We start from the raw sequence: 22,969 nt of genomic DNA, 5'->3' as shown, positions 1-22,969 counted from the left end.
AGAACTCCCAGCATTCAGATCATTTCACCATGATTACCCAGTGAACATGAGCTCTGGCAAGTTTGGCAAAAATTTCATTCGTTCTGTTGTTTTTTGCGCAAGCCTTCCATGAGACTTTTGCACCAAGTCAACTTTTCTGCGCGGCTTCATTCCATGTGGCAATAATTTGGAAAGAATGCGCTGAGCAAGAAAAGCCTGAGGGAGATTTTGCAACGGCAGTTCCCATTTTTTCTCTACAAAATCGAGTGATCATGTCCTTATCCTCTCTGTCCGCCCTCTCCCCTATTGATGGCCGTTATGCCGCAAAAGTTGATGCCTTGCGTGCCACCTTGTCTGAAGCTGGCTTCATGCATCATCGCGTCAAAGTTGAAGTCTCCTGGCTGCAAGCCTTATCCCAGGCTGGCTTTGATGAGATCAAACCGTTCTCGGCCGAAGCAAATGCCTTGTTAGACAAACTGGTGGCAGAGTTCACCGAAGCGGATGCGGCACGCATCAAGGAAATCGAAGCTGTCACCAATCACGACGTGAAAGCGGTCGAATACTGGCTCAAGGAAAAAGTCGCCAGCTCCGCAGAACTGACAGCCGCCAGCGAATTCATCCACTTTGCCTGCACGTCAGAAGACATTAACAATACTTCGCATGGCATGATGCTCAAAACAGCACGTGATCAGGTCATGGTACCGGCGCTGCAAAAAGTCATCAGCAAACTGACTGAACTCGCGCATCTGAATGCGGAAGTGCCTATGCTGTCACGCACCCACGGTCAGCCTGCCAGCCCGACAACCCTGGGCAAGGAAGTTGCCAACGTAGTCGCGCGTCTGCAACGTGCGGTCAAGCGCATAGAACAGGTAGAAATACTCGGCAAGATGAATGGTGCGGTCGGCAATTACAACGCGCATTTATCTGCTTACCCATCGTATGACTGGGAAAACTTTTCCAAAAACGTGATCGAACAGCGTCTGGGTCTGACTTACAACCCTTACACCATCCAGATCGAACCGCATGACTACATGGCTGAAATGTTTGATGCGTTTGCACGTGTCAACACCATCCTGCTCGATCTGAACCGCGACATCTGGGGTTATATCTCGGTAGGCTATTTCAAACAGAAAACCAAGGCTGGCGAAATCGGTTCATCTACCATGCCACATAAAGTTAATCCTATCGACTTTGAAAATTCCGAAGGTAATCTGGGCCTGGCCAACTCCCTGCTGCGTCATCTGTCGGAAAAATTACCGGTATCGCGCTGGCAGCGTGACCTGACCGATTCCACCGTATTGCGCAATATCGGCGTTGCATTTGGCTACACCCTGCTCGCTTATGACAGCTGCCTGCGTGGTTTGAATAAACTCGAAACCAATCCTGAGCGTCTGGCTGCGGATCTGGATGCAACCTGGGAAGTGCTGGCTGAACCGGTGCAAACCGTCATGCGTCGTTATGGCATAGAAAATCCTTACGAACAGCTCAAAGAACTGACCCGTGGCAAAGGCATTTCTAAGCAAGCACTGCGTGAATTCGTCGAAGGCCTGGCAATCCCACAAGAAGCCAAAGACTTGTTGCTGGCCATGACACCGGCCAACTACACCGGTATCGCCGTTAAGCTCGCCAAAGCGATCTGAGCCTGAGCAAACGAGTCTAAGCGATGTGCATCGCGCTGATCGTCAGCGCAACGCACATAGTCAGCTGGAGTCATTAGCAAGCAAAAAGCCAGTCTGCAGTGAATTGCAGACTGGCTTTTTTGCATTTCTTTACTACGCTGCCTGTGTGCCAAGTCCAAAAATCTGGCCTGCTCAGCACACTTTCATTTTTTTTGCTATATTAGTCCTAATGCGAACTAATTATTTTTTTTAAAAGTTCAGTGAAGTATTAGACAGTGATCTGTCCACAAAAGTTGCGCCATGACCCAAGACCGCAATAAGCGCATACTCTGCTTCTGCACGTCATGTCAGAATAATTTTTGTGTCAGTTTTTAAGGAAAGACTATGAGTAATCAGACCCGCTATGCGACCCCAACCATCATCCTGCACTGGCTGGTGGCTCTGCTGATCGTCGCTGCTTTTGTGCTGGGCACGATCATGACCGATATGCGCATCAGCCCGACTAAACTGCAATACTACTCTTATCATAAATGGTTAGGGGTGACGGTATTGGGTCTGGTCGCACTGCGTCTGATCAGCCGTTTGCTGACCCAGGCACCCGCCTACCCGGCGCATATGAGTGAGTTGCAAAAGAAGGTCGCCAACGGCACCCATGTATTTTTATATTTTCTGATGTTTGCCGTTCCGCTGTCGGGTTATGTCTATACCTGCGCAGCCGGTTATCCTGTGGTCTACCTGGGTCTGATCGAGCTGCCCAGCATCATCGCTCCGGCACCGGAATTGAAACACACCCTGAAAGAAGTTCACGAAATACTCAGCAACCTCATGCTGTTCACGGTCTTGCTGCATATCGCAGCCGCTGTGAAGCACCAGGTCATCGACAAAGATGGCTTGATGCGCCGCATGATGCCAGGCAAATCCAACCCATAAGGAAATCTGATGAAACGCTTATCCAATCTGTCACGCCGTACCCGCTGGGCCGCCAGCCTGGCTGCCCTTGTGCTGGCCATTCCTGCCTTTGCCGCCGTATTGAAAGTTGATGCCAGCAAGAGCCAGGTGAATATCGTATTCAAGCAAATGAATGTACCGGTCGATGCCAAATTCAAAAAATTCAGCGCCAATATCGACTACAACGCCGCCAAACCTGAAAGCTCCAAAGCGAATGTGGAAATCGAGCTCAACAGCTTTGATCTGGGCGATGCCGAATACAACAAAGAAGTCTTGAAAAAAGAATGGTTTAACGCGGCGCAATTCCCTAAAGCCAGCTTCACCAGTACCTCGATGAAACCAGCTGGTGCCGGCAAACTGGATGTCAGCGGCACCCTGACCATCAAAGGCAAGGCCAGCAATGTGAGCTTCCCGGTCACGATCAAACAAGAGGGCGGCAAGCAGATTTTCGATGGTGCTTTACCTATTAAACGTCTGACTTACAACATCGGTGAAGGTGAATGGAAAGATACCAGTATGGTCGCCGATGAAGTCACGATTAAATTTCATGTAGTCACACAACCTTAAGTTTTTCACACAGGAGCTATCCCATGCAATTGACTAAACTGATCGCCGCCACTTTGCTGCTGAGCGCAGCCCCAGCATTCGCTGACAGCTATGTCATCGAACCTGGCCACACCTACCCTAGCTTCGAAGCCGATCACTTCGGCATCTCGGTATGGCGCGGCAAGTTCAATAAATCCAGCGGCAAAGTCACACTGGACCGTGCGGCAAAAACCGGTACCGTTGACATCACTATCGATGCCAACTCGGTTGATTTCGGTCACGAAAAAATGAATGAACATGCAAAGTCCCCGGACATGTTCAATGTCGCCAAATTCCCGACTGCGACGTACAAAGGTAACTCCATCAAATTTGATGGCGACACACCAGTTGCGGTTGAAGGCGAATTCACCCTGTTAGGCGTGACTAAACCGCTGACACTGAAAATCAACAAGTTCAAATGCATCCAGCATCCTATGTTGAAAAAAGAAGTCTGCGGTGCCGACGCAACGGCAGAATTCAAGCGCTCTGATTTTGGCCTGAACTACGGCTTGCCACGCTTCGCACCGGAAGTCCGCCTGGCGATCCAGGTTGAAGCGATCCGCGCTGACTAATCCACCAGCGGCAGCTTCATGTTTTGTCACAGCGGCCTGCGCCGCGGTGACAAAATACTGATCTGAGCAGATCACCAAAGTCTGCTCAGATCAGTATCACTTCTCTTCATTATGAATAAGACTTATCTGCGCAGCATACGATTGTTATCGGAATGCATGCAATTGTTTGAACACGCATCCGCGCGCAATGTGCGGCGCTTCGGCTTCACACCATCTCAGTTCGACATCATCGCCACGCTAGGCAATACGCCAGGAATGACGTGCAAAGAACTCGGTGAAAAAACCCTGATCACCAAAGGCACCTTAACCGGCGTGGTTGATCGTCTGGAACAGCAAGGCTGGGTACAACGCAGCCGCAGCACCGAAGACCGACGCCATTTTTTCATCCAGCTCACGGCTAAAGGTGAACAACGCTTTGCAGAGATTTTCCCGCAAGTGGTAGAAGCTGGTGCAGTCAGATTTCAGGCATATAGCGAGGAAGATTTCGCGCAGCTGGAAGCGGCTTTGAGCAAGCTGAAGCAGCATCTGGGTGCCGAGTTGGGCAATGAAGATACTTCGTTATCCCGTACCAAGCTGACCGATTAGCACCTGATCGCAACAGGAATTGTTGCGACCGCTGTGCGACATCACGCCATGCTTACTGCTCAGGTATATCGTCCGGACGGAAAAATACATCGACATCCTGACGCCGGATCGCAGCGACTGCACGTTCCGCATAACTCAGCACTTTCTTGTATTCCTGTTCCGCTCCTTTGCCTAGACGATAGAGACGAATATAATCAAAGCGGCTGTCAAAGCACTGATTAAGTTCTATACAAAACTGAGCCACAAAGCCTTCGTATTTGTCGCAAACCATACCCAGATAACAAGCGAATAAATCCACCGATAACTGATATAGAAAGGTTTCATCGGGTGTGAGCAATTTTCCATCAAACCAGTAACGCGATCTGCGCCCCTCCACTTCCCGCTCACTTAAGCCCAATACTTTGCTGGCCATACGATCGATCACAAAGGGGTCCTGGGTAGCCAGCCACTGCCGTACGAAGGCTCGCTTTGCAGCGCGATCACTCCGGTCGACTTTATCTATGCCCCGGTTAATCGCTATGTAATCATCACTACGTCGTCTGTCTCCATAATCAGGCGCATCATAATCGATACGCCTGCGTAAATCGCGTTCAGTGAAGTTCTGACAGCGTTCTTGCCAATGGCGCGCCAGTTCAATTTTTCTGGAAAAATTCTTGCTATCACCTTTGCCATCATAAGCGGGCTTATACCCGATGAATCCGATACAACGCTCCATCGCCTCCGCTTCGTAAGCGACCGCCCCCGTCACTTTATCTGCACGTAATTGCTCCACTAACAGATATAGATTTTTACTTTCCTGAAAGCGCTGAGCAGCCCGAGCACTCTGCAAAGGATGCTGTGTCGTTGTGGGGTCGGCGGGCCGCTGCTCATTCACGCTGCCATCAGGCACGCCAACGGCAGAGCTGTCCTGTTTGCTTTGAGCGTAGCCCGATACTGGCTGGGCAGGCGCAGTAGTTTGAACTTCTTCGGTATACCTGGACATCGTCAGATAACTCAAGGTAGCGATAGATACGCAGATCGCACCTATGCCGGCAAATTTCAAAGCAGGCGTCATGCTCATCCTTGTTGTGTACATTTGGGATTTGGGCGAATCACACCATCAGCAACAACGCGCTTTGCAAGCTCACCAGTCATTCGAAAGCCAGTACTCCAAGGGTTAACTATTTCGAAGTACCACCAATCAAATCCGCCATCAGCATAGGTAACTTTAAATGCATTTTTTCCGTTTACCACACTTAACTGCGTGAAATCTACCCATTTAAATACTTCTTTAGCCACCTCTTTCCTCGATTCAATGCTATCAAGGGATGTGACATTGCTATATTTGTCTTGCCTACAGCGCACATCGTATTTACTGGCATCTGCAACAATCTCTACACTTCTCTCTTGCTCAGGCATGGTCATAAAATCACAATCTGTTGGCCGACTACCACATCCACCGCCCTCTCCACCACTACCTATTCCTGACTCACCAAATGTTTGTGCATTTACTCCAACAATTATCACAGTTTGAACTTCAGCATTTACTCTATTAAAAATAGAAAACTGAAGCACCACAGCCAAGAAAGCAGAAATTATTTTTTTATTTTGTGTATACATTTTTAACAGAAGTAAATTTTTATAAAAAAGAACGAAAAGCTATGCAAAAAGCCACTATTGAGCTGCAGAGTCAATCTTAGAATGATGATATTCATCAATATAAATATAACTATTTAATTTCAATAAGCACAATTAAAAATGCAATAAATCAATATTAACGATACTTTTTGACACAAAAATACAACATTATGAGATATTTTATAAGTGTAACTTTCAACGAATTATGATTTTCTGTAATCAAATAAAAAAACGGCACCTGAATTCAGGTGCCGTTTTTTTTCCTTGCTCAGCTAAGGACTATCGCCCCGGCAAACGGTCGCCGACTATCGGCCCGGAACCACTGTATTTATCCAACGCCAGATAAATCACTGGCGTAATGAACAGCGTAATCGCCTGCGAGAAAATCAAGCCGCCGACGACTGCCAGGCCCAGCGGCTGACGCAGTTCAGCACCGGCGCCCAGCCCCAGTGCAATCGGCAAAGCGCCTACCAGCGCGGCCAGTGTAGTCATCATAATCGGACGGAAACGCTGGATACAGGCTTCGCGTATCGCTTCTGCCGGTGTCATGTTTTGATGACGCTGCGCATCCAAAGCAAAGTCGATCATCATGATCGCATTCTTTTTCACGATACCTATCAGCAGCAATATGCCTATGGTTGCGATCAGCGTCAGATCTTCACCAAACCACTTGAGCGTAATCAGCGCGCCGACTGCAGCCGATGGCAAACCGGCCAAGATCGTAATCGGATGGATATAGCTCTCATACAGCACGCCCAGCAGTACATAAATCACCAGCAAAGCCGCAACGATTAACACCACCTGACCAGACTGTGAGTCTTTAAACACCGCAGCATCGCCACCGTAAGAAGTAATCACCGAAGGCGGCAATTTAATCTGTTCGCGGTATTGTTCTATGCGCTTGGTCGCCTCTCCCAGCGCCGTATCAGGTGCCAGATTGAAGGACACCGTCACAGCCTGTAACTGCCCGACGTGGTTGATGGAGGTCGGTCCTACAGTGCGTTTGACCGTGGCGATACTGTTCAGCGGCACCAGCGTGCCGGTATTGCTGCGCACGTAGATACCATTGATCGCACTCTCATCTTTACGCGCTTCGGCAGCCAGTTCCATAATCACGGAATAGCTGTCGACACTGGTATACATGGTTGATACCTGACGCTCGCCAAACGCGCTGTATAGCGCAGAACGTATGCTGTCCATGCCCACGCCCAAACTATTCGCACGGTCACGGTCAATATCGATCGAGGCCTGCAAACCTTTGAGCTGAGAGTCGGTCGTCACATCTTTAAAACCGGGATCATTACGCAGTTTATCCACCAGCTTAAGCGCCCAGTCATTAAGTTCACCCGCTTCCACACTTTGCAGGATGTACTGATACTGACTCTTACTCGGGCGGCCACCCAGCTGTAAGTTCTGGGTAGGACGCAGGAATACCGTGATACCAGGAACAGCCGCGACCTTCTTGCGTAAACCATCGACCACTTCTTTCATCGGCTTACGCTGATCGCGTGGCTTCAGATTGATAAACATACGTCCATTATTCTGCGCACCGCTACCGCCATTGAAGGAGGTGGCAGTCGCCACATTCGGATCATCGCGTATGATCTTCGCCACGCGATCCTGCAACACCACCATGGCAGGAAAAGAGGTGTCTTCAGCCGCCTCAGTCGTCACATTAATCTGACCTATATCTTCTTGCGGGAAGAAGCCTTTAGGAATCACATTAAACAGATAAGCTGTCGCTATGAAGGTGGCCAACGCCAGTAACAAAATCAGCTTGCGATAGCGCAGTGACCAGTCCAGGCCACGTGTGTAGACCCGCAGGGACGCATCGAAGCCACGTTCAAACGCACCTAACATGGCGCCGACCAAACGCGGTGGCGCAGCCATTTCATGTTCATTCTTCAAAAAGCGGCTGGCCAGCATAGGCACCAGGGTCAGCGAGACAAAGGCGGAAGCGACAATCGCCAGACTGACGATCACAGCGAACTCATGGAATAACTGACCGATCACGCCAGGCATAAAGAAAATCGGGATAAACACCGCAATCAGCGAAGTGGAAATCGAGATAATCGTGAAGCCGACTTCGCGTGAGCCTTGCAATGCAGCCTTGAACGGTTCTTCGCCATTCTCGACGTGACGCATAATGTTTTCCAGCATCACAATCGCATCATCCACCACCAGACCAACGGCCAGCGTCAGACCCAGCAGCGACACATTATCCAGCGTATAACCAAAGCCCCATAACAGACTGATCGCGCCGACCAGCGAAACTGGCAGCGAGAGCGTAGGAATCAGGGTGGCAACCATGCGGCGCAGGAACAGGAAAATCACCAGCACCACCAGGAAAATCGTGAACAGCAGCGTCAGGTTCACGTCGTGTAAGGCGTCGCGAATAGAGACTGAACGGTCATTGACCAGATTCATATTCACCGAAGCAGGCAACTGGGCCTTGAAACCCGGTAAGGCAGCCTTGATCGAATCCACCACTTTCACGGTATTGGCATCCGACTGGCGCTGAATCGCCAGCGTAATCGAGCTCTCGCCATTGAAGTTGGCGCTGGTTTTTACCTGTTCGTAGCTGTCTTCGACGTTGGCCACATCGCGCAGACGCACCACCTGACCACCTTTATTGCTGACCACCAGATTGGCGAACTCCTGTGCGCTTTGCAATTGCTTATTCGCAGTCAGGGTCAGGGTTTGTTTGTCACCATCCAGCGTACCAACCGGGGTATTCGCATTTGAGGTGCGGATGGCGGTCGACAAGTCATCCAGGGTCAGATTACGCGCAGCCAGTGCATCCGGCATCACGCGGATACGCACCGCATAACGCTTGATACCGAAGATATTGACCTGTGCCACCCCTTCCAGCGTAGACAGGCTGGGCGAAATCAGATGCTCGGCAAAGTTAGTCAGTTCAGCCAGACTCAGAGAAGGTGAAGTCAGTGCAATAAACAAGACCGGAGCATCGGCCGGATTCACCTTGCGATAAGAAGGGGGCGACGTCATATCAATCGGCAGCGAACGCTGGGCGCGCAGCAAGGCTGCTTGCACATCAACCGAAGCGGCATCGATATTCCGGTTCTGATCAAACTCCAGCGTCAGCGAGGTATTACCCAGCGTATTGCTGGAGCTGATGACAGATAAGCCGGGTATGGTAGCGAACTGCTTTTCCAATGGCAGAGCGACCGAAGTCGCCATCGTTTCAGGACTGGCACCCGGCAGATTGGCATTCACGCTAATGACGGGTGTGTTATAGCTGGGTAAAGCCGCAATCGGGATATAGCGGTAGGCCAGAATACCCGCTAGCACGATAGACAGATTGAGTAATACCGTCATCACCGGACGGCGGATAAATAACTCAGATAAATTCATGATGCACTCGCTGCAGAGGCGCTGTGTGCTTCAGCGGCTTTGGCTGGCTTGCCTTCTTTGGCCTCTTTGCCATCCTTAGCTTTAGCGGCGTCTTTGTCATCCGCACTACGCTCTTTCACCAGGCCACCGGGACGCAGGTTCTGCTTGCCATCCAATACAATCTTGACGCCAGCCTCAACACCGGAAATTACCGCTTCGTTGCCATAGCTTTCCAGCACAGTCACAGGTTTCACTTCGGCTTTTGACTCTGCATTCACGACATAGACCGACTTACCGCGTGCACCGATCACAATCGCATCCTGCGGTACCACCACGGCATCCTTAATGGTGCGCACACTCATGTCCAGATTGACGTAAGCGCCGGGCCATAACTTCATCTCTTTATTATCAAACACCGCTTTGACTTTAACGGTACCAGAGGCTGCATCAACCACATTATCAACAAACTGTAATTTGCCCTTATATTTACCCTGACCATCCGGCAGACTGGCCTGCACAAAGCTGTCTGCATTGCGCATGCTTTGCAGGGCATCGTTCAAATGGCGCTGCGGCAGCGGGAAAGTCACAGCTATCGGATCGATCTGAGTAATGGTGACCATCGCGGCAGCCGTCGCATTGGGCTGCACCAGAGACCCCACAAATACGCTGATGATGCCGGTACGGCCGGATGCGGGCGCCACGATGCGGTTGTAGCTGAGCGCGACCCTAGCGGCATTCACTGCGGCCTTATCCGCTGCGATCACTGCCTGCTGCGCATCGACCTGAGTCTGGCTGGTATCGAGCGCACTTTGCGCGACAAATTTTTTGCTGACCAGATCCTTGCTGCGTACCAACTGACGCTGTAAGTCAGCCAGTGTGGCCATATCCTTGTCCAGCTGCGCCTGCGCCTTAGCCAGGTTCACTTCGTCATTACGGCTGTCCAGCGTAAACAACAACTCACCGGCGCGTACAAACTGCCCTTCCCTGATATGCACACGGGTGACAGTGCTGGTGATCTGCGGCCGGATATCGACGGTGTTCAGACTGGACACCACACCGTTAGCCTGCAGACGAACCGGGAAATCTTTTTTCTGCGTCAGTATGGTAGAGACACTGACCGGGCGGCTATCGCCTTTACCAGCCAAGGCACTGGCGGAAGCCGATGCCGATGATTTTGCGCTGGCGTCAGCGTTCTTCGTATTAACGCTTTCAGGATTTTTGGATGCAGATGACTGGTACGCATAATAGCCGCCAGCGGACAGAGCGGCGATCGCCGCAACGAGTGTGATGGTTTTCAGTTGGCTCATTTTTTTCAATTCTTTTTTTACTTCGCGGACGCTAGGACTGCCTTAGAGACATAAAGTTCGCGGAACCTATGCTGATTTGCGGTCAATTCCGGTAAGTGAAGTAACAATACCGGTTTCGCGAACGGGATCAGGGCGATTAGCGAGCTAAGAACACCTTAGCGTCAAACGCTCATTTCGCCGATGTTTCACTCTGAAGTGCACGGCTTGCATACATTTTGTATGCTAACAAATAAAAAGCCAGCGTTTCCGCTGGCTTTCAGTGTAGATACTTTCCGTTACACGATAAAGACATGTTTTATACAACGGCACCGTCTGTATCGTCTTTTTCTTTAACCGGCTTGATCAGATCTTCTCTGGTCACACCCAGCCACATTGCAATCGCTGCCGCCACGAAGACCGAGGAATAAATACCAAAGCAGATACCGATGGTCAGCGCCATAGCGAAATAATGCAGCGTCGGGCCACCGATCAGCAGCATGGACAACACCATCATCTGCGTACTGCCGTGCGTGATGATGGTACGTGAAATGGTGCTGGTAATCGCATTGTCGATCACTTCTGTCACCGACATCTTGCGCTGCTTACGGAAATTTTCGCGGATACGGTCAAAAATAACCACCGATTCATTGACCGAGTAACCCAACACCGCTAACACCGCAGCCAGCACGGACAGGTTGAATTCCCATTCGAAGAAAGCAAAGAAGCCCAGAATAATGATCACGTCATGCAAGTTTGCGACGATCGCTGCCACCGCGAATTTCCATTCGAAGCGTATCGCCAGATAGGCCATCACGCCCAGTACCACAAATAACAAGGCCATCAGACCATCGTGGGCCAGCTCATCACCCACCTGGGCACCGACCTGTTCTACACGCTGCTTTTTGACATCAGGATCTTTAGCAACCAGCGCCGCCATGACCTGATCTGCCTGCTGCGTGGAACTCAGGGTTTTTGACAGCGGTAAGCGGATCACCACATCCTGCGCCTTACCAAAAGTCTGCACCGAAGCATCTACATAGCCCAGGCTATCGACGGTACGGCGGATCCCCTCCACGTCTGCCGCCTTGGTGTAGCTCACTTCCATCACCGTACCACCGGTGAATTCGACGGAAAAATGCAGTTGTTTTTGTACCAGGAAAAACACAGCAGCGACAAAAGTCAGTGCGGAGATGACATTGAAAATCAGCGCATGGCGCATGAAAGGAATGTCTTTTTTAATGCGGAATAATTCCATGATAAATGCCTGTGTCCTTTAAATTACTTCGCAGCGTCTTCGCTGGGTTTCCAGATCTGACCGATAGAAATTGCGCTCAGTTTTTTCTTACGTCCGTACCACAGATTCACGACACCGCGCGAGACAAACACGGATGAGAAAATCGAGGTCAGAATACCTAGGCAGTGCACCACGGCGAAACCACGGATAGCGCCAGAGCCAAATATCAGCAAGGCCAGACCGACGATCATGGTCGTCACGTTGGAATCCAGAATCGTCGCCCAGGCATGCGCAAAACCTTCTTCTATCGCCTTTTGCGGCGCACGGCCAGCACGCAGCTCTTCACGGATACGTTCATTAATCAGCACGTTGGCGTCGATCGCCATACCCAGCGCCAGCGCAATCGCCGCGATACCAGGTAAGGTCAGGGTTGCCTGCATCAGCGACAGTATCGCCACCAGCAGCAGCAAGTTAACCGATAAGGCCAGCACGCTGAAGAAACCAAACAGCATGTAATAGGCAATCATGAATACCGAGATCGCAGCAAAACCATACAGCGTGGCATTCTTACCTTGCTTAATGTTTTCCACACCCAGTTGCGGTCCTATGGTGCGCTCTTCGATGATTTCCATCGGTGCCGCCAACGAGCCGGCGCGCAGTAACAACGCCAGATCGGCTGCTGCTGCAGGCGTACCCATACCGGTAATATTGAAGCGGGAACCCAGTTCGCTTTGGATAGTCGGCGCAATCAGAACTTCGCCCTTGCCTTTTTCGAACAGCACGATGGCCATGCGTTTGCCGACGCGGCTACGGGTTGCGTCACGCATTTTGCGACCACCGTCACCATTCAGTTCAACCGATACCGCTGGCTGCTGGTTCTGGTCAAAACTGGCGGTAGCACCGGTAATGTAATCACCTGTGACCACAGGATCTTTGACCAGCATCAGCCATTCGCCGTTACGGTCAGAACGGAAGCGTTCTGCACCAAACGGAGCCGGTGTATTTTCATCAACCGCGCCGAGTACGCTTTCATCCAGTACACGGACTTCCAGCGTTGCAGTGCGACCGATAATTTCTTTAGCACGCGCCACATCCTGCACACCAGGTAATTGCACCACGATGCGGTCAGGACCTTGTTGCTGGATGATAGGTTCAGCCACGCCAAGCTCATTTACGCGCTTGGACAAGGCCGTAATATTCTGTTTCACACCCTCACTGATGACGGCTTTCAATGCCTCGGGTTTGAGTGCGATTTTTACTTCGAATTCAGTCGACTCTGGCACGTCCTGCAAACTGACGTCCTGCATCTGGTCAGCCAGTACAGCTTTCGCCTTACTACGGGTTTCTGCATCACGGAACTTGACAGAAATCACGTCACCATCGCGGCTCAGACCCGCATAGCGGATTTCTTTATCACGCAAGCTGGTTTTCACTGTGGATTGCAAACCCTGGATCCGCTTGTTCATGACTGCCTTGGTGTCAACCTGCATCAGGAAGTGCACACCACCACGCAAATCCAGACCCAGATACATAGGCAGTGCATGGATGCTTTGCAGCCATTTCGGCGTATTCGATAACAGATTGAATGCAACGGTATAGGTGGGATCATTATGATCAGCATTCAACGCTTTTTCGAGTGCGTCTTTGGCCTTGAACTGGGTATCTGTATCGGCGAAACGCGCACGTACCGAGCCTTGCATACCGTTGAAATCATAAAAAATACCGCTGTCTTTAAGTGCCGCCTGTTGCAGCACCTGTTCAACGCGTTTACTCATGCTTTCATCGATCTTGACGGTCGACTTGGCGCTGCTGATCTGTACCGCAGGAGACTCACCAAAGAAGTTAGGCGCCGTGTATAAAGCACCGAACAGCAGGGCAATCAGGATCAGGACATACTTCCAGAGTGGATAGCGATTCATAATTATCTAAGAATGGGATGCTGAAAAGCACAACGCAGTCCACAATAAACATGGACTGCGTTGCCTGTATGATGAGCTTAAATCGCCTTGATTGTGCCTTTTGGCAGCAAAGTCGAAATCGCGATTTTCTGCACCACGACTTCGGTACCGTTAGCGACTTCCAGCGTGACATAGCTTTCGTTCACCTTGGTCACACGACCCAGTATGCCACCGGCGGTCACGACCTCATCGTTCTTAGCCAGCGCATCCATCATGGATTTCTGTTCTTTCTGACGCTTCATCTGTGGACGTATCATCAGGAAATACAGCACCACAAACATCAACACCAGTGGCAAGAAACTCATCAGACCACCATCGACACCTGCACCCGCAGTTTGCGCGTAAGCGTTAGAAATAAACACGTTCAGACTCCAATCGTTGTAATAATCCACAGTATGTGATCAAACCGACATACTGTTTTCGTTGCAATTCCAGATAAGCAGGATGGTAAATACCTGTCAGGCGGACGCTGATCCGGACGGATGTACCAGCCAGGCATGCTGCGCAAGCCAACTCGCCGGGACAAAGCGCGGCCATCCCTCATCTGATGCCAAAAGCCATTTTTTCAATTGGCAAAGCGCCACATTCTAGCACCGGCTATCGAAAAAACGGCTATTTCCTGCGTTTTCCTGCTTTTTACTCCCGTTTACTGCCTTTCCCGCCGCGTGACAGGCTCACAGCAGGCAGAGTAATACTGTAGCTTGCTGACTCAGATCCCGCGCTGACGATCAGCATGGAATTGCTGTACAAATTCCGGGAAACGCTCGTCATCCAGCGCACGGCGGATGTTTTTCATCAGATCCAGGTAATAGTGCAGATTGTGGATAGTGTTCAGACGGGCACCCAGAATTTCGCCGGTACGGTGTAAATGATGCAGATAAGCGCGCGAGAAATTCTTGCAGGTATAGCACTCACAAGTCGCATCCAGCGGCTCTTTATCTTCTTTATAACGTGCATTCTTGATTTTCACATCGCCAAAGCGGGTGAAAATCCAGCCATTACGCGCATTGCGGGTTGGCATCACGCAATCGAACATATCGATGCCATTCGCAACGCCAGCTACCAGATCCTCCGGTGTGCCCACGCCCATCAGGTAATGCGGTTTATTTTCCGGCAATTTCGGACCGGTATGCGCAAGGATGCGCATCATGTCTTCTTTTGGCTCCCCCACCGACAAGCCACCGATGGCGATGCCATGGAAGCCCAGCTCATTCAGGCCCGCCAGCGATTCGTCGCGCAGATGTTCAAACATACCGCCCTGCACGATACCAAACAGTGCGTTCGGGTTTTCGGTTTTATTGAATTCATCGATAGAGCGTTGCGCCCAGCGCAGCGACATGCGCATGGATTTTCCGGCTTCTTCGGTTGTCGCCGGACGGCCATCGATTTCGTAAGGTGTGCATTCATCGAACTGCATCACGATATCGGAATTCAGGGAACGCTGGATTTGCATGGAAATCTCTGGCGACAGGAACAGGCGCTCGCCGCTGATAGGAGAAGAAAACTTCACACCCTCTTCGGTAATTTTGCGCATCGCGCCCAGCGAAAACACCTGGAAACCGCCGGAATCGGTCAGGATAGGTTTATCCCAGCCCATGAAACCATGTAAGCCACCGAATTTATTCATCACCTCCAGCCCCGGGCGCAGCCACAGGTGGAAGGTATTACCCAAAATAATGTGGGCATCGATTTCCTTGAGTTCCAGCGGCGACATCGCCTTCACCGAGCCATAGGTACCGACCGGCATAAAGATAGGCGTTTCAATCACACCATGATTGACTTTCACGCGGCCACGGCGCGCTGCTGTGGTTTTGTCTTTTTTAATTAAGGTAAATTCAAGCATGATCTTTCCCGGAAGTATTGGTCAGCAACATGGCATCACCATAGCTGAAGAAACGATATTGTTGTGCGATGGCGTGTGCATAAGCCTGCTTAACACGCTCATAACCGGCAAAGGCCGATACCAGCATCATCAATGTCGATTTAGGTAAATGGAAGTTGGTAATCAGACGGTCTACCGTCTTGAATACATAGCCCGGCGTAATAAACAGGCAGGTATCATCGCTGCCCGCCTGCAGACTGCCGGATTGCGAGGCAGATTCCAGCGCACGCATACTGGTGGTGCCGACTGCCACCACCTGGCGTCCGGCAGCCTTGGCCGCGCGGATCAGATCCACGGTTTCCTGCGGCACGGTGTACCACTCGCTGTGCATCACATGTTCGCTCAGGTTTTCAGTACGCACCGGCTGAAACGTACCGGCACCGACATGCAGCGTCACATAGGCCAGCGTAATCCCCTTATCGCGGCAGCGCTGCAGCAGGGCTTCATCAAAATGCAAGCCTGCGGTCGGCGCGGCGACTGCACCCGGCACCCGGCTGTACACCGTCTGATAGCGATGCTCATCAAAGTCATCGGCATCATGCTCAATGTAGGGTGGCAAGGGCAAGCGGCCATAGGTGTCGAGCAAGGTAAAAATATCGTTCGGGAAGTGCAGCGTGAAAAACTCACCGACACGCTCACCGACAGTCACATCAAATGCATCGGCCAGACGGATTTTACTACCCACTAACGGCGCTTTAGAGGCGCGCATCTGTACCAGCACACACCGGTTTTCCTCAGTATTGGACAGAATACGCTCGACCAGCAACTGCACTTTGCCACCGGTTTCCTTGACGCCGAAGAAGCGTGCTTTGAGTACGCGGGTATCGTTAAACACCAGCACATCCCCAGCCTGCAATTGCTCCAGAATGTCAGGAAACTGACGATCCAGAAGGCGCTCGCCATCCACATGCAATAAGCGCGATGCCGTCCGGTCTGGCAAGGCAGTCTGCGCAATTAAGGCATCGGGCAAATCGAAATCAAAATCACTCAAAGAATAGTTCATGCTCGGGAAACCGTATCAAATGGAACAAAATGCTGCGCACTGTATAAAAAATCAGTAAAATAAAGCACAACAACCGGCCCCTCAGCATAAACTCAGGGGAAAGTGCACATGCGGTATGCTGATTTTTTAGCAAACTTGTTTATAACCGACTAGGCAAAGCCGACGGCAAAACCCACCATTTTACACCCATGGCAGCGGAACACCCAAATGCACAGGATGAGATAGCCCTGACTACGGCAGCGCCCGCAGCGGAAAGCGCTATGGAAAGCGATGCCAGCGAGTCGGCACAGACATCAGCCCGCACGAAAACCAATACAAAAAAAAACGCCAAGCCCCCCGCAAAAGCCCCCGTTAAAGCCAGTGATAAGCTGGCCAAACTGGGCTTACGTAAAGACATGGATTTTATCCTGCATTTACCTATGCGTTATGAGGATGAAACCCAGATCCTGAGTATGCGCGAAGCCAGTCTGCGCGGCGGCAGCCAGGTGCAGATCGAAGGCGTGGTCACGGCCGCAGATGTGCAATACCGGCCACGCCGGCAACTGGTGGTGACCCTCAGCGATGACAGCGATCAGGTCACGCTGCGTTTTCTGAATTTTTACGGCAGCCAGACCAAGCAATTAGCCATTGGTACCAGGGTGCGTGCACGTGGCGAACTCAGGCATGGCTTCCTGGGTGCCGAGCTGGTCCATCCTAACTATAAAATCGTGAATGAAGGCGCACCGCTGCCGAATGCGCTGACGCCAGTTTATCCATCGGGCGAAGGTGTGCCACAAGCCTTGCTGCGGAAGGCCATCAGCAATGCGATAGAACGCGTACACTGGCGCGACACCTTGTCCGCAGCACGGCTGGCCAGCCTGCAATTATGTGGATTTGAAACTGCCGTCCGTACCCTGCATCACCCGCCGCCCGATATCGATCAGCACAGTCTGATGGAGCACGAACACCCGGCCTGGCTGCGCATGAAGTTCGATGAACTGCTGGCACAGCAACTCTCGCTTAAGCGTGCCCAGCTGACAAGACGCAGCAAAGGCGCACCGGCAATGCCCGTGGTCGGTGAACTCAGCAATGCTTTTCTGATTAATCTTCCGTTTGCGCTAACTGGGGCGCAGGAAAAAGTATTGGCAGAAATCCGCGCCGATATGCGTCAGGACTACCCTATGCAGCGTTTATTGCAAGGCGATGTAGGCAGCGGCAAAACCATCGTTGCGGCACTCGCGGCGGCACAGGCGATAGACAATGGCTTTCAGGCGGCATTGATGGCACCGACTGAAATTCTGGCAGAACAGCATTTCCGTAAAATCGCCGCCTGGCTCGAACCGCTGGGCGTGAAAACTGCCTGGCTGACCGGCAGCCTGAAAAAGAAAGAAAAAGATCAGGCCAATGCCATGATCAGCTCTGGCGAGGCGCAACTGGTGATAGGCACGCATGCGCTGATCCAGGACAGCGTGCAGTTCGCTAATCTGGGACTGGTGCTGGTCGATGAGCAGCATCGCTTTGGCGTGGGCCAGCGCTTGAATCTGGCGAATAAGGCCGTGGCCGGCAAAGTCCCGCATCAGCTGATGATGTCCGCTACGCCTATCCCGCGTACGCTGGCGATGACGTATTTTGCGGATCTGGAAGTCTCCGTAATTGATGAACTTCCCCCCGGCCGCACGCCCATCGTCACGCGCGTGATCGACCAGAACCGGCGTGATGAAGTGATCGCCCGAGTCCATGCGGCAGCACAGGAAGGCAAACAAGTCTATTGGGTTTGCCCGCTGATCGAAGAGTCGGAAACCCTGCAATTACAAACCGCGACCGATACCCATATGATGCTGGCTGCCGCCTTACCCGGCATACAGGTCGGCCTGGTGCATGGACGTCTGAAACCGGCTGAAAAACAAACCGTGATGGATGATTTCATCCACCAGCGCAGCCAGGTACTGGTCGCCACTACGGTGATTGAGGTCGGGGTCGACGTGCCGAATGCGAGTCTGATGGTGATAGAGCATGCCGAGCGCTTCGGTCTGTCGCAATTACATCAGTTGCGCGGCCGGGTCGGGCGCGGCGCGGCGGCTTCGGTCTGTTTGTTACTTTACCAAGGCCCGCTGGGCGGCACGGCCAAACAACGGCTGGCCACGATGCGTGAGAGTAATGATGGCTTTGAAATCGCCAGAAAAGACCTGGAATTGCGCGGCCCCGGTGAGTTCCTTGGTGCGCGCCAATCCGGCGAGGCGATGTTACGCTTTGCGAATCTGGAAACCGATCAGTGGCTGGTTGAAAAAGCGCGCAATCTGGCGCAGGAATTACTCAAACACGACCCGGTCACGGTCGCCGCCCATCTGGAACGCTGGCTGGGGAACAAAGAAGAATTTTTGCGGGTCTGAGGCTGCCATGGCGGCATGCACTCAGCGACTCCACACACACGACAACTTATGCTCACAATCATCAAAGCCGACCTGCACAATCCGCGTCATGCGCAAGACTTGCTGCAGCAATTGAATGCCTATGCGCTGGACCCCATGGGCGGCGGCGCAGCCCTGTCTGCTTACAGTCAGGCGAATTTAATCGTCGAACTGCAAAAACGCCAAACAATGGTGCATGCTTTTCTGGCATATGAAGCTGAACAGGCCGCTGCTTTTGCCATCTGCATAGAGGGCTTTTCTACTTTCGCTTGTCAGCCCTTATTGAATATTCACGACTTTGCCGTGCATCCCGATTTCCGCGGACGGGGTATCAGCCATAGACTCATGCACAGCATAGGCGAATTTGCGCAACAACAAGGCTATTGCAAGCTCACGCTGGAAGTCCTGGAGGGTAATCATCCGGCACGTCAGTTGTATCTGAGCCAGGGCTTTGCCACATATGAGCTTGATCCTGCCATGGGTGGCGCCATCATGATGCAGAAAAAACTGAGCTGATAAACCAACTATCATGTCAGGTTACAATGCATACCTGCAGTCTGACCGGGCTTCAAGCCAGGCCAAGACTGGCGCAAAAACAAGACGCTAAACAAGACGCTAAACAAGACACTCATTCAGCAACTCAATTTCAACGAAAAATATAAAGGATGACAGCATGAGCATAGACTTGACAGGACGCGTAGCCATCGTCACCGGCGCCGGTGGCGGACTGGGTCGTGAGCACGCGCTGGCCCTGGCTGCCAGAGGTGCCAAAGTGGTGGTTAACGACCTGGGCGGTGCACGTGATGGTTCGGGTGGTTCATCCGCTGCAGCGCTCGCTGTGGTTGAAGAAATCCGTGCTGCCGGTGGCGAGGCGATCGCGAATGGCGCATCAGTCACCGATTACGCGGCAGTACAGGCGATGGTGAATGAGACCATGGCCAAATGGGGCCGCATCGATATCCTGGTCAACAATGCTGGCATCCTGCGCGATAAGAGTTTCGCTAAAATGGAGCTGGACGATTTCAAACTCGTATTGGATGTGCATCTGATGGGCGCGGTGCACTGCTGTAAAGCCGTCTGGCCCATCATGACGGAACAAAAATATGGCCGTATCGTGATGACGACCTCATCCTCTGGCCTGTACGGCAACTTCGGCCAATCCAATTACGGCGCGGCCAAAATGGCACTGGTAGGCCTGATGCAAACCTTGTCGCTGGAAGGCGCTAAATACGATATCCGGGTCAACAGCCTCGCCCCGACTGCCGCTACCCGCATGACGGAAAGCCTGTTCCCGCCTGAGTTTTTACAGGCCTTGCAACCCGCCGATGTGGTTCCTGCCATGTTGGTGCTCGCATCTGAACAGGCGCCGAACAGAACTATTTTATGCGCCGGAGCTGGCAGTTTTGAGGCAGCTCACATCACACTGACACAAGGTGTACACATAGGCCATGCGAGCGACGCACCGGAACAGCTGGCTGCACAACTGGCGGAAGTACGTCAGCGCGAGCACGAAACCGTGCCGGAAAGCGGCATGGCGCAAGGGCATCTGGAATTGACTAAGGCTATGGCAAATAGAAAATAATACAAAATACAATTCCAATGCGCTAACGCCCAAAGAAAAAGCCAGTCATGCAAAAATCATGGCTGGCTTTTTACTTTTCACATTACACAGCTAAAACAAGCAATGTAGGATTTTTTTATGTTGCTTTAAGCGTCGCTTATTTACTTGCCGTTGCTGGCTCTACCGGCGCAACAGGTTGCCCCTCTTTTTCAGCGGAACGATCAAATACCAGTGTTTTTCCAAACACTAATTGTATCCATGTCGGGTAGGTGTATGCCGTCCCTTTGTTATGGTCAATAATTGCACCGATTCCACCACCAAACAGGATATTACCGGCTAAACCTGCATTGGCACGTGAAATTCCTCTCGCGGTCGCATCCGGATTACTCGGATGAACGCATGTGATATCAAAATCTTTATTGGATCGATGTAGAGCGACAGAATTGCCCGATTTGACTTCCACAGTACCGTAATCGTTTGATAATTTGCAATTTGCACCGGCAACCATCTCACCAGTCTGAGTTTTTGTCTCCACCCGGATTTGTTGTGAAGAATCGTTCACGATAGAAGCACAACCAACCAAGGACGATGCCACTGCTGCAACACATATTATTTTTTTCATAAATCACCTGATTTTATTTTTTGAGAATATCTTGTCAAAAACAAGAGCAGTGATGTTATCAGAAAAGAAAAGTACAAATACACAAATAACATTAAGTATTCTTAATTCGATAGCTTTTTTCTCGAAAGCCTGAAAAAAAAGCTGATTCTCACACCACACTGTGCCAAACTAACGTCATGACACTCACCGAATTAAAATACATCGTCGCGGTCGCCCGGCAAAAACATTTTGGTCATGCTGCAGAGGCCTGTTTTGTGGCGCAGCCGACTTTGTCTGTCGCGATCAAGAAGCTCGAAGATGAGCTGGGCGTCACGATTTTCGAACGTGGCGGCACTGAAGTTTCAACCACACCGCTGGGCGCACAAATCGTAGCGCAGGCTGAGCGGGTGCTGGAGCAAACCGCTGCCATCAAAGAAATTGCCAAACAAAATAAAGATCCGCTGGCGGGCCCTTTCCGCCTTGGTGTGATCTATACCGTAGGCCCTTATCTGCTGCCCTCGCTAGTCAAAAATATGATAGAGCGGGTGCCGCAGATGCCCTTGGTTCTGCAAGAAAATTTCACTGTCAAACTGTTGGAATTACTGCGCCAGGGTGAGCTCGATGCGGCCATCATGGCGTTGCCACTGCCTGATCACGGCATGATGATACAGGCTTTGTATGACGAGCCCTTCGTGGTCGCCATGCCGAAAGACCATGCCTGGGCTGAGCGTGAAGAAATTTCAGCTGCTGAGTTAAAGACGGAAACCATGTTATTGCTTGGGAATGGACATTGCTTCCGCGATCAGGTATTGGAAGTCTGTCCAGAGATGGCTCGCTTTTCCACTACCGGCGATGGCATTGCACGCACTTTTGAAGGCTCTTCACTCGAAACCATACGCCATATGGTGGCATCTGGTGTAGGTCTGACGGTGTTGCCGGCAGCCTCAGTCGCTGACTTGCACAGCAAAGATGGTATGCTGCGCTATGTACCCTTTGCGGCCCCGGCGCCGGAACGCAGAATTGTGATCGCCTGGCGTAAAAGTTTTACCCGTCAGGCTGCCATCGAGGCGATACGCCAGACTGTACTTGCCTGTACCTTACCTGGCGTGACCATGCTGAGCGAAGATGCGAGTGCGCAATAGCAAAAAACTGCCATATAAACAACAAAAGTTGTATACTTCGGCCACTGCCATTTTCTGAGGCCGCCATGCCCTATCCCATCCTGCAAACCGAAAGACTGACCTTACGTGTATTGCAATTGGAGGATAGCCCATCCTATCAGCATTATTTGCTGGACAATCAGGCTCATCTTCAGCGATGGGAGCCAGAGCGTCAGCCTGATTATTTTTCAATACAGGCTTGCGAAGCACGCATCACTCAGTTCAATCAGCAATTTATCAGCGGAACAGGATTTCCTTTCTCAGTCTGGTTAGAGGACAGGATGATAGGCATCTGCCATTTCAGCAATGTAGTCAGGGGAGCATTTCAAGCCTGCCATCTGGGCTATGCGATTGCTGCCGACTGCGAGGGTAAAGCTTTAATGCGTGAAGCAGTGCAGGCTGGCCTGGACTACGTCTTTCTACAGCAGGGCCTGCACCGGGTGATGGCAAATTATGTACCAGACAATACACGCAGTGCCGCCTTGTTGCGCAGCCTGGGATTCGAGCAGGAGGGCTATGCCAAAGCTTATTTGCGCATCAATGGCAGCTGGCGCGATCATGTACTGACTGCCCTGGTAGCTCCCTCAAGTCCAGACTGATCGTCAAGGCCGCTGCTCTCCCTGTCGGCCAGCGTCAAC

Annotated in this window: 20 protein-coding genes; 10 read left to right on the top strand and 10 right to left on the bottom strand. The window is 51.5% G+C overall.

Going from position 1 to position 22,969, the window contains the following annotated elements:
• Positions 1-251: 251 nt before the first annotated feature.
• The 5 genes from purB to H8K43_RS05370 all read left to right on the top strand — a co-directional run bounded on the left by purB (position 252) and on the right by H8K43_RS05370 (position 4,288).
• Positions 252-1,619: an adenylosuccinate lyase gene (purB, locus tag H8K43_RS05390; RefSeq protein WP_186902875.1), complete on the top strand. Its 1,368-nt coding sequence runs from the start codon at positions 252-254 to the stop codon at positions 1,617-1,619.
• A 363-nt stretch (positions 1,620-1,982) separates the two neighbouring features.
• The gene (locus H8K43_RS05385; RefSeq protein ID WP_186902874.1) at positions 1,983-2,528 is read left to right on the top strand and encodes a cytochrome b; all 546 of its coding nucleotides are present in this window, start codon (positions 1,983-1,985) and stop codon (positions 2,526-2,528) included.
• Between the two features lie 9 nt (positions 2,529-2,537).
• A complete protein-coding gene (locus H8K43_RS05380; protein WP_186902873.1) occupies positions 2,538-3,113 on the top strand; it encodes a YceI family protein in 576 nt (191 codons plus the stop codon).
• A gap of 23 nt (positions 3,114-3,136) precedes the next feature.
• Positions 3,137-3,703 carry a YceI family protein gene (locus H8K43_RS05375; protein WP_162020444.1) on the top strand — a complete coding sequence of 189 codons (567 nt, stop codon included), beginning with the start codon at positions 3,137-3,139 and terminating at the stop codon, positions 3,701-3,703.
• Positions 3,704-3,859: 156 nt separating this feature from the next.
• Positions 3,860-4,288 (top strand): MarR family winged helix-turn-helix transcriptional regulator, encoded by a 429-nt coding sequence (locus H8K43_RS05370; RefSeq protein WP_230403675.1) that lies wholly within the window; start codon positions 3,860-3,862, stop codon positions 4,286-4,288.
• Positions 4,289-4,340: 52 nt separating this feature from the next.
• On the opposite strand, the gene H8K43_RS05365 is transcribed toward H8K43_RS05370, so the two are convergent.
• The 9 genes from H8K43_RS05365 to queA all read right to left on the bottom strand — a co-directional run bounded on the left by H8K43_RS05365 (position 4,341) and on the right by queA (position 16,622).
• The gene (locus H8K43_RS05365) at positions 4,341-5,342 is read right to left on the bottom strand and encodes a hypothetical protein (RefSeq protein WP_186902871.1); all 1,002 of its coding nucleotides are present in this window, start codon (positions 5,340-5,342) and stop codon (positions 4,341-4,343) included.
• Positions 5,343-5,344: 2 nt separating this feature from the next.
• Complete coding sequence (locus H8K43_RS05360) at positions 5,345-5,887, bottom strand: hypothetical protein (protein WP_186902870.1); 543 nt, start codon at positions 5,885-5,887, stop codon at positions 5,345-5,347.
• A 297-nt stretch (positions 5,888-6,184) separates the two neighbouring features.
• Positions 6,185-9,280 (bottom strand): efflux RND transporter permease subunit, encoded by a 3,096-nt coding sequence (locus H8K43_RS05355; RefSeq protein WP_186902869.1) that lies wholly within the window; start codon positions 9,278-9,280, stop codon positions 6,185-6,187.
• Positions 9,277-10,566 (bottom strand): efflux RND transporter periplasmic adaptor subunit, encoded by a 1,290-nt coding sequence (locus H8K43_RS05350; RefSeq protein WP_186902868.1) that lies wholly within the window; start codon positions 10,564-10,566, stop codon positions 9,277-9,279. The genes H8K43_RS05355 and H8K43_RS05350 overlap by 4 nt, the downstream gene beginning before the upstream one ends.
• A 295-nt stretch (positions 10,567-10,861) precedes the next feature.
• Positions 10,862-11,800, bottom strand: coding sequence for a protein translocase subunit SecF (gene secF, locus H8K43_RS05345; protein WP_186902867.1), 939 nt, complete (start codon positions 11,798-11,800; stop codon positions 10,862-10,864).
• Positions 11,801-11,823: 23 nt separating this feature from the next.
• Positions 11,824-13,698, bottom strand: a complete 1,875-nt coding sequence (gene secD / locus H8K43_RS05340; RefSeq protein ID WP_186902866.1) for a protein translocase subunit SecD — start codon at positions 13,696-13,698, stop codon at positions 11,824-11,826.
• A gap of 77 nt (positions 13,699-13,775) precedes the next feature.
• The gene (yajC, locus tag H8K43_RS05335; RefSeq protein WP_162020438.1) at positions 13,776-14,099 is read right to left on the bottom strand and encodes a preprotein translocase subunit YajC; all 324 of its coding nucleotides are present in this window, start codon (positions 14,097-14,099) and stop codon (positions 13,776-13,778) included.
• Positions 14,100-14,446: 347 nt separating this feature from the next.
• The gene (gene tgt, locus H8K43_RS05330; RefSeq protein WP_186880697.1) at positions 14,447-15,580 is read right to left on the bottom strand and encodes a tRNA guanosine(34) transglycosylase Tgt; all 1,134 of its coding nucleotides are present in this window, start codon (positions 15,578-15,580) and stop codon (positions 14,447-14,449) included.
• The gene (gene queA, locus H8K43_RS05325; protein ID WP_186902865.1) at positions 15,573-16,622 is read right to left on the bottom strand and encodes a tRNA preQ1(34) S-adenosylmethionine ribosyltransferase-isomerase QueA; all 1,050 of its coding nucleotides are present in this window, start codon (positions 16,620-16,622) and stop codon (positions 15,573-15,575) included. The genes tgt and queA overlap by 8 nt, the downstream gene beginning before the upstream one ends.
• Positions 16,623-16,810: 188 nt before the next feature.
• Here queA and recG point away from each other — a divergent pair, with 188 nt between their 5' ends.
• The 3 genes from recG (at position 16,811) to H8K43_RS05310 (ending at position 20,591) form a co-directional block, all read left to right on the top strand.
• The gene (gene recG, locus H8K43_RS05320; RefSeq protein WP_186902864.1) at positions 16,811-18,991 is read left to right on the top strand and encodes an ATP-dependent DNA helicase RecG; all 2,181 of its coding nucleotides are present in this window, start codon (positions 16,811-16,813) and stop codon (positions 18,989-18,991) included.
• Between the two features lie 48 nt (positions 18,992-19,039).
• The gene (locus tag H8K43_RS05315; protein ID WP_186902863.1) at positions 19,040-19,525 is read left to right on the top strand and encodes a GNAT family N-acetyltransferase; all 486 of its coding nucleotides are present in this window, start codon (positions 19,040-19,042) and stop codon (positions 19,523-19,525) included.
• A 157-nt stretch (positions 19,526-19,682) separates the two neighbouring features.
• Complete coding sequence (locus H8K43_RS05310; protein WP_186902862.1) at positions 19,683-20,591, top strand: SDR family NAD(P)-dependent oxidoreductase; 909 nt, start codon at positions 19,683-19,685, stop codon at positions 20,589-20,591.
• 136 nt (positions 20,592-20,727) lie between these two features.
• On the opposite strand, the gene H8K43_RS05305 is transcribed toward H8K43_RS05310, so the two are convergent.
• The gene (locus tag H8K43_RS05305) at positions 20,728-21,192 is read right to left on the bottom strand and encodes a hypothetical protein (RefSeq protein WP_186902861.1); all 465 of its coding nucleotides are present in this window, start codon (positions 21,190-21,192) and stop codon (positions 20,728-20,730) included.
• Between the two features lie 176 nt (positions 21,193-21,368).
• Between H8K43_RS05305 and H8K43_RS05300 the strand changes: the two genes are divergently transcribed.
• Together H8K43_RS05300 and H8K43_RS05295 are read left to right on the top strand one after the other, a co-directional pair.
• Positions 21,369-22,313, top strand: a complete 945-nt coding sequence (locus H8K43_RS05300; RefSeq protein ID WP_162020432.1) for a hydrogen peroxide-inducible genes activator — start codon at positions 21,369-21,371, stop codon at positions 22,311-22,313.
• Positions 22,314-22,378: 65 nt separating this feature from the next.
• Positions 22,379-22,930, top strand: a complete 552-nt coding sequence (locus tag H8K43_RS05295) for a GNAT family N-acetyltransferase (RefSeq protein WP_186902860.1) — start codon at positions 22,379-22,381, stop codon at positions 22,928-22,930.
• Positions 22,931-22,969 lie beyond the last annotated feature (39 nt).

This window comes from Cognatundibacterium curvum, assembly GCF_014284235.1.
GTDB lineage: Bacteria > Pseudomonadota > Gammaproteobacteria > Burkholderiales > Burkholderiaceae_D > Undibacterium > Undibacterium curvum.
The sequence above is the reverse complement of the archived record's forward strand: the minus strand, read 5'-3'. Positions and strand labels throughout refer to the sequence as shown.

What these genes read in the sequence shown, in the direction of transcription:
- H8K43_RS05375 (WP_162020444.1), top strand. Translation starts at nt 3,137, where the DNA reads ATGCAATTGACTAAACTGATCGCCGCCACTTTGCTGCTGAGCGCAGCC.
- H8K43_RS05385 (WP_186902874.1), top strand. Translation starts at nt 1,983, where the DNA reads ATGAGTAATCAGACCCGCTATGCGACCCCAACCATCATCCTGCACTGG.
- H8K43_RS05315 (WP_186902863.1), top strand. Translation starts at nt 19,040, where the DNA reads ATGCTCACAATCATCAAAGCCGACCTGCACAATCCGCGTCATGCGCAA.
- H8K43_RS05365 (WP_186902871.1), bottom strand. Translation starts at nt 5,342, where the DNA reads ATGACGCCTGCTTTGAAATTTGCCGGCATAGGTGCGATCTGCGTATCT.
- queA (WP_186902865.1), bottom strand. Translation starts at nt 16,622, where the DNA reads ATGAACTATTCTTTGAGTGATTTTGATTTCGATTTGCCCGATGCCTTA.
- H8K43_RS05305 (WP_186902861.1), bottom strand. Translation starts at nt 21,192, where the DNA reads ATGAAAAAAATAATATGTGTTGCAGCAGTGGCATCGTCCTTGGTTGGT.
- purB (WP_186902875.1), top strand. Translation starts at nt 252, where the DNA reads ATGTCCTTATCCTCTCTGTCCGCCCTCTCCCCTATTGATGGCCGTTAT.
- H8K43_RS05370 (WP_230403675.1), top strand. Translation starts at nt 3,860, where the DNA reads ATGCAATTGTTTGAACACGCATCCGCGCGCAATGTGCGGCGCTTCGGC.
- tgt (WP_186880697.1), bottom strand. Translation starts at nt 15,580, where the DNA reads ATGCTTGAATTTACCTTAATTAAAAAAGACAAAACCACAGCAGCGCGC.
- H8K43_RS05300 (WP_162020432.1), top strand. Translation starts at nt 21,369, where the DNA reads ATGACACTCACCGAATTAAAATACATCGTCGCGGTCGCCCGGCAAAAA.
- H8K43_RS05380 (WP_186902873.1), top strand. Translation starts at nt 2,538, where the DNA reads ATGAAACGCTTATCCAATCTGTCACGCCGTACCCGCTGGGCCGCCAGC.
- H8K43_RS05350 (WP_186902868.1), bottom strand. Translation starts at nt 10,566, where the DNA reads ATGAGCCAACTGAAAACCATCACACTCGTTGCGGCGATCGCCGCTCTG.
- H8K43_RS05360 (WP_186902870.1), bottom strand. Translation starts at nt 5,887, where the DNA reads ATGTATACACAAAATAAAAAAATAATTTCTGCTTTCTTGGCTGTGGTG.
- secD (WP_186902866.1), bottom strand. Translation starts at nt 13,698, where the DNA reads ATGAATCGCTATCCACTCTGGAAGTATGTCCTGATCCTGATTGCCCTG.
- H8K43_RS05355 (WP_186902869.1), bottom strand. Translation starts at nt 9,280, where the DNA reads ATGAATTTATCTGAGTTATTTATCCGCCGTCCGGTGATGACGGTATTA.
- secF (WP_186902867.1), bottom strand. Translation starts at nt 11,800, where the DNA reads ATGGAATTATTCCGCATTAAAAAAGACATTCCTTTCATGCGCCATGCG.
- H8K43_RS05295 (WP_186902860.1), top strand. Translation starts at nt 22,379, where the DNA reads ATGCCCTATCCCATCCTGCAAACCGAAAGACTGACCTTACGTGTATTG.
- recG (WP_186902864.1), top strand. Translation starts at nt 16,811, where the DNA reads ATGGCAGCGGAACACCCAAATGCACAGGATGAGATAGCCCTGACTACG.
- H8K43_RS05310 (WP_186902862.1), top strand. Translation starts at nt 19,683, where the DNA reads ATGAGCATAGACTTGACAGGACGCGTAGCCATCGTCACCGGCGCCGGT.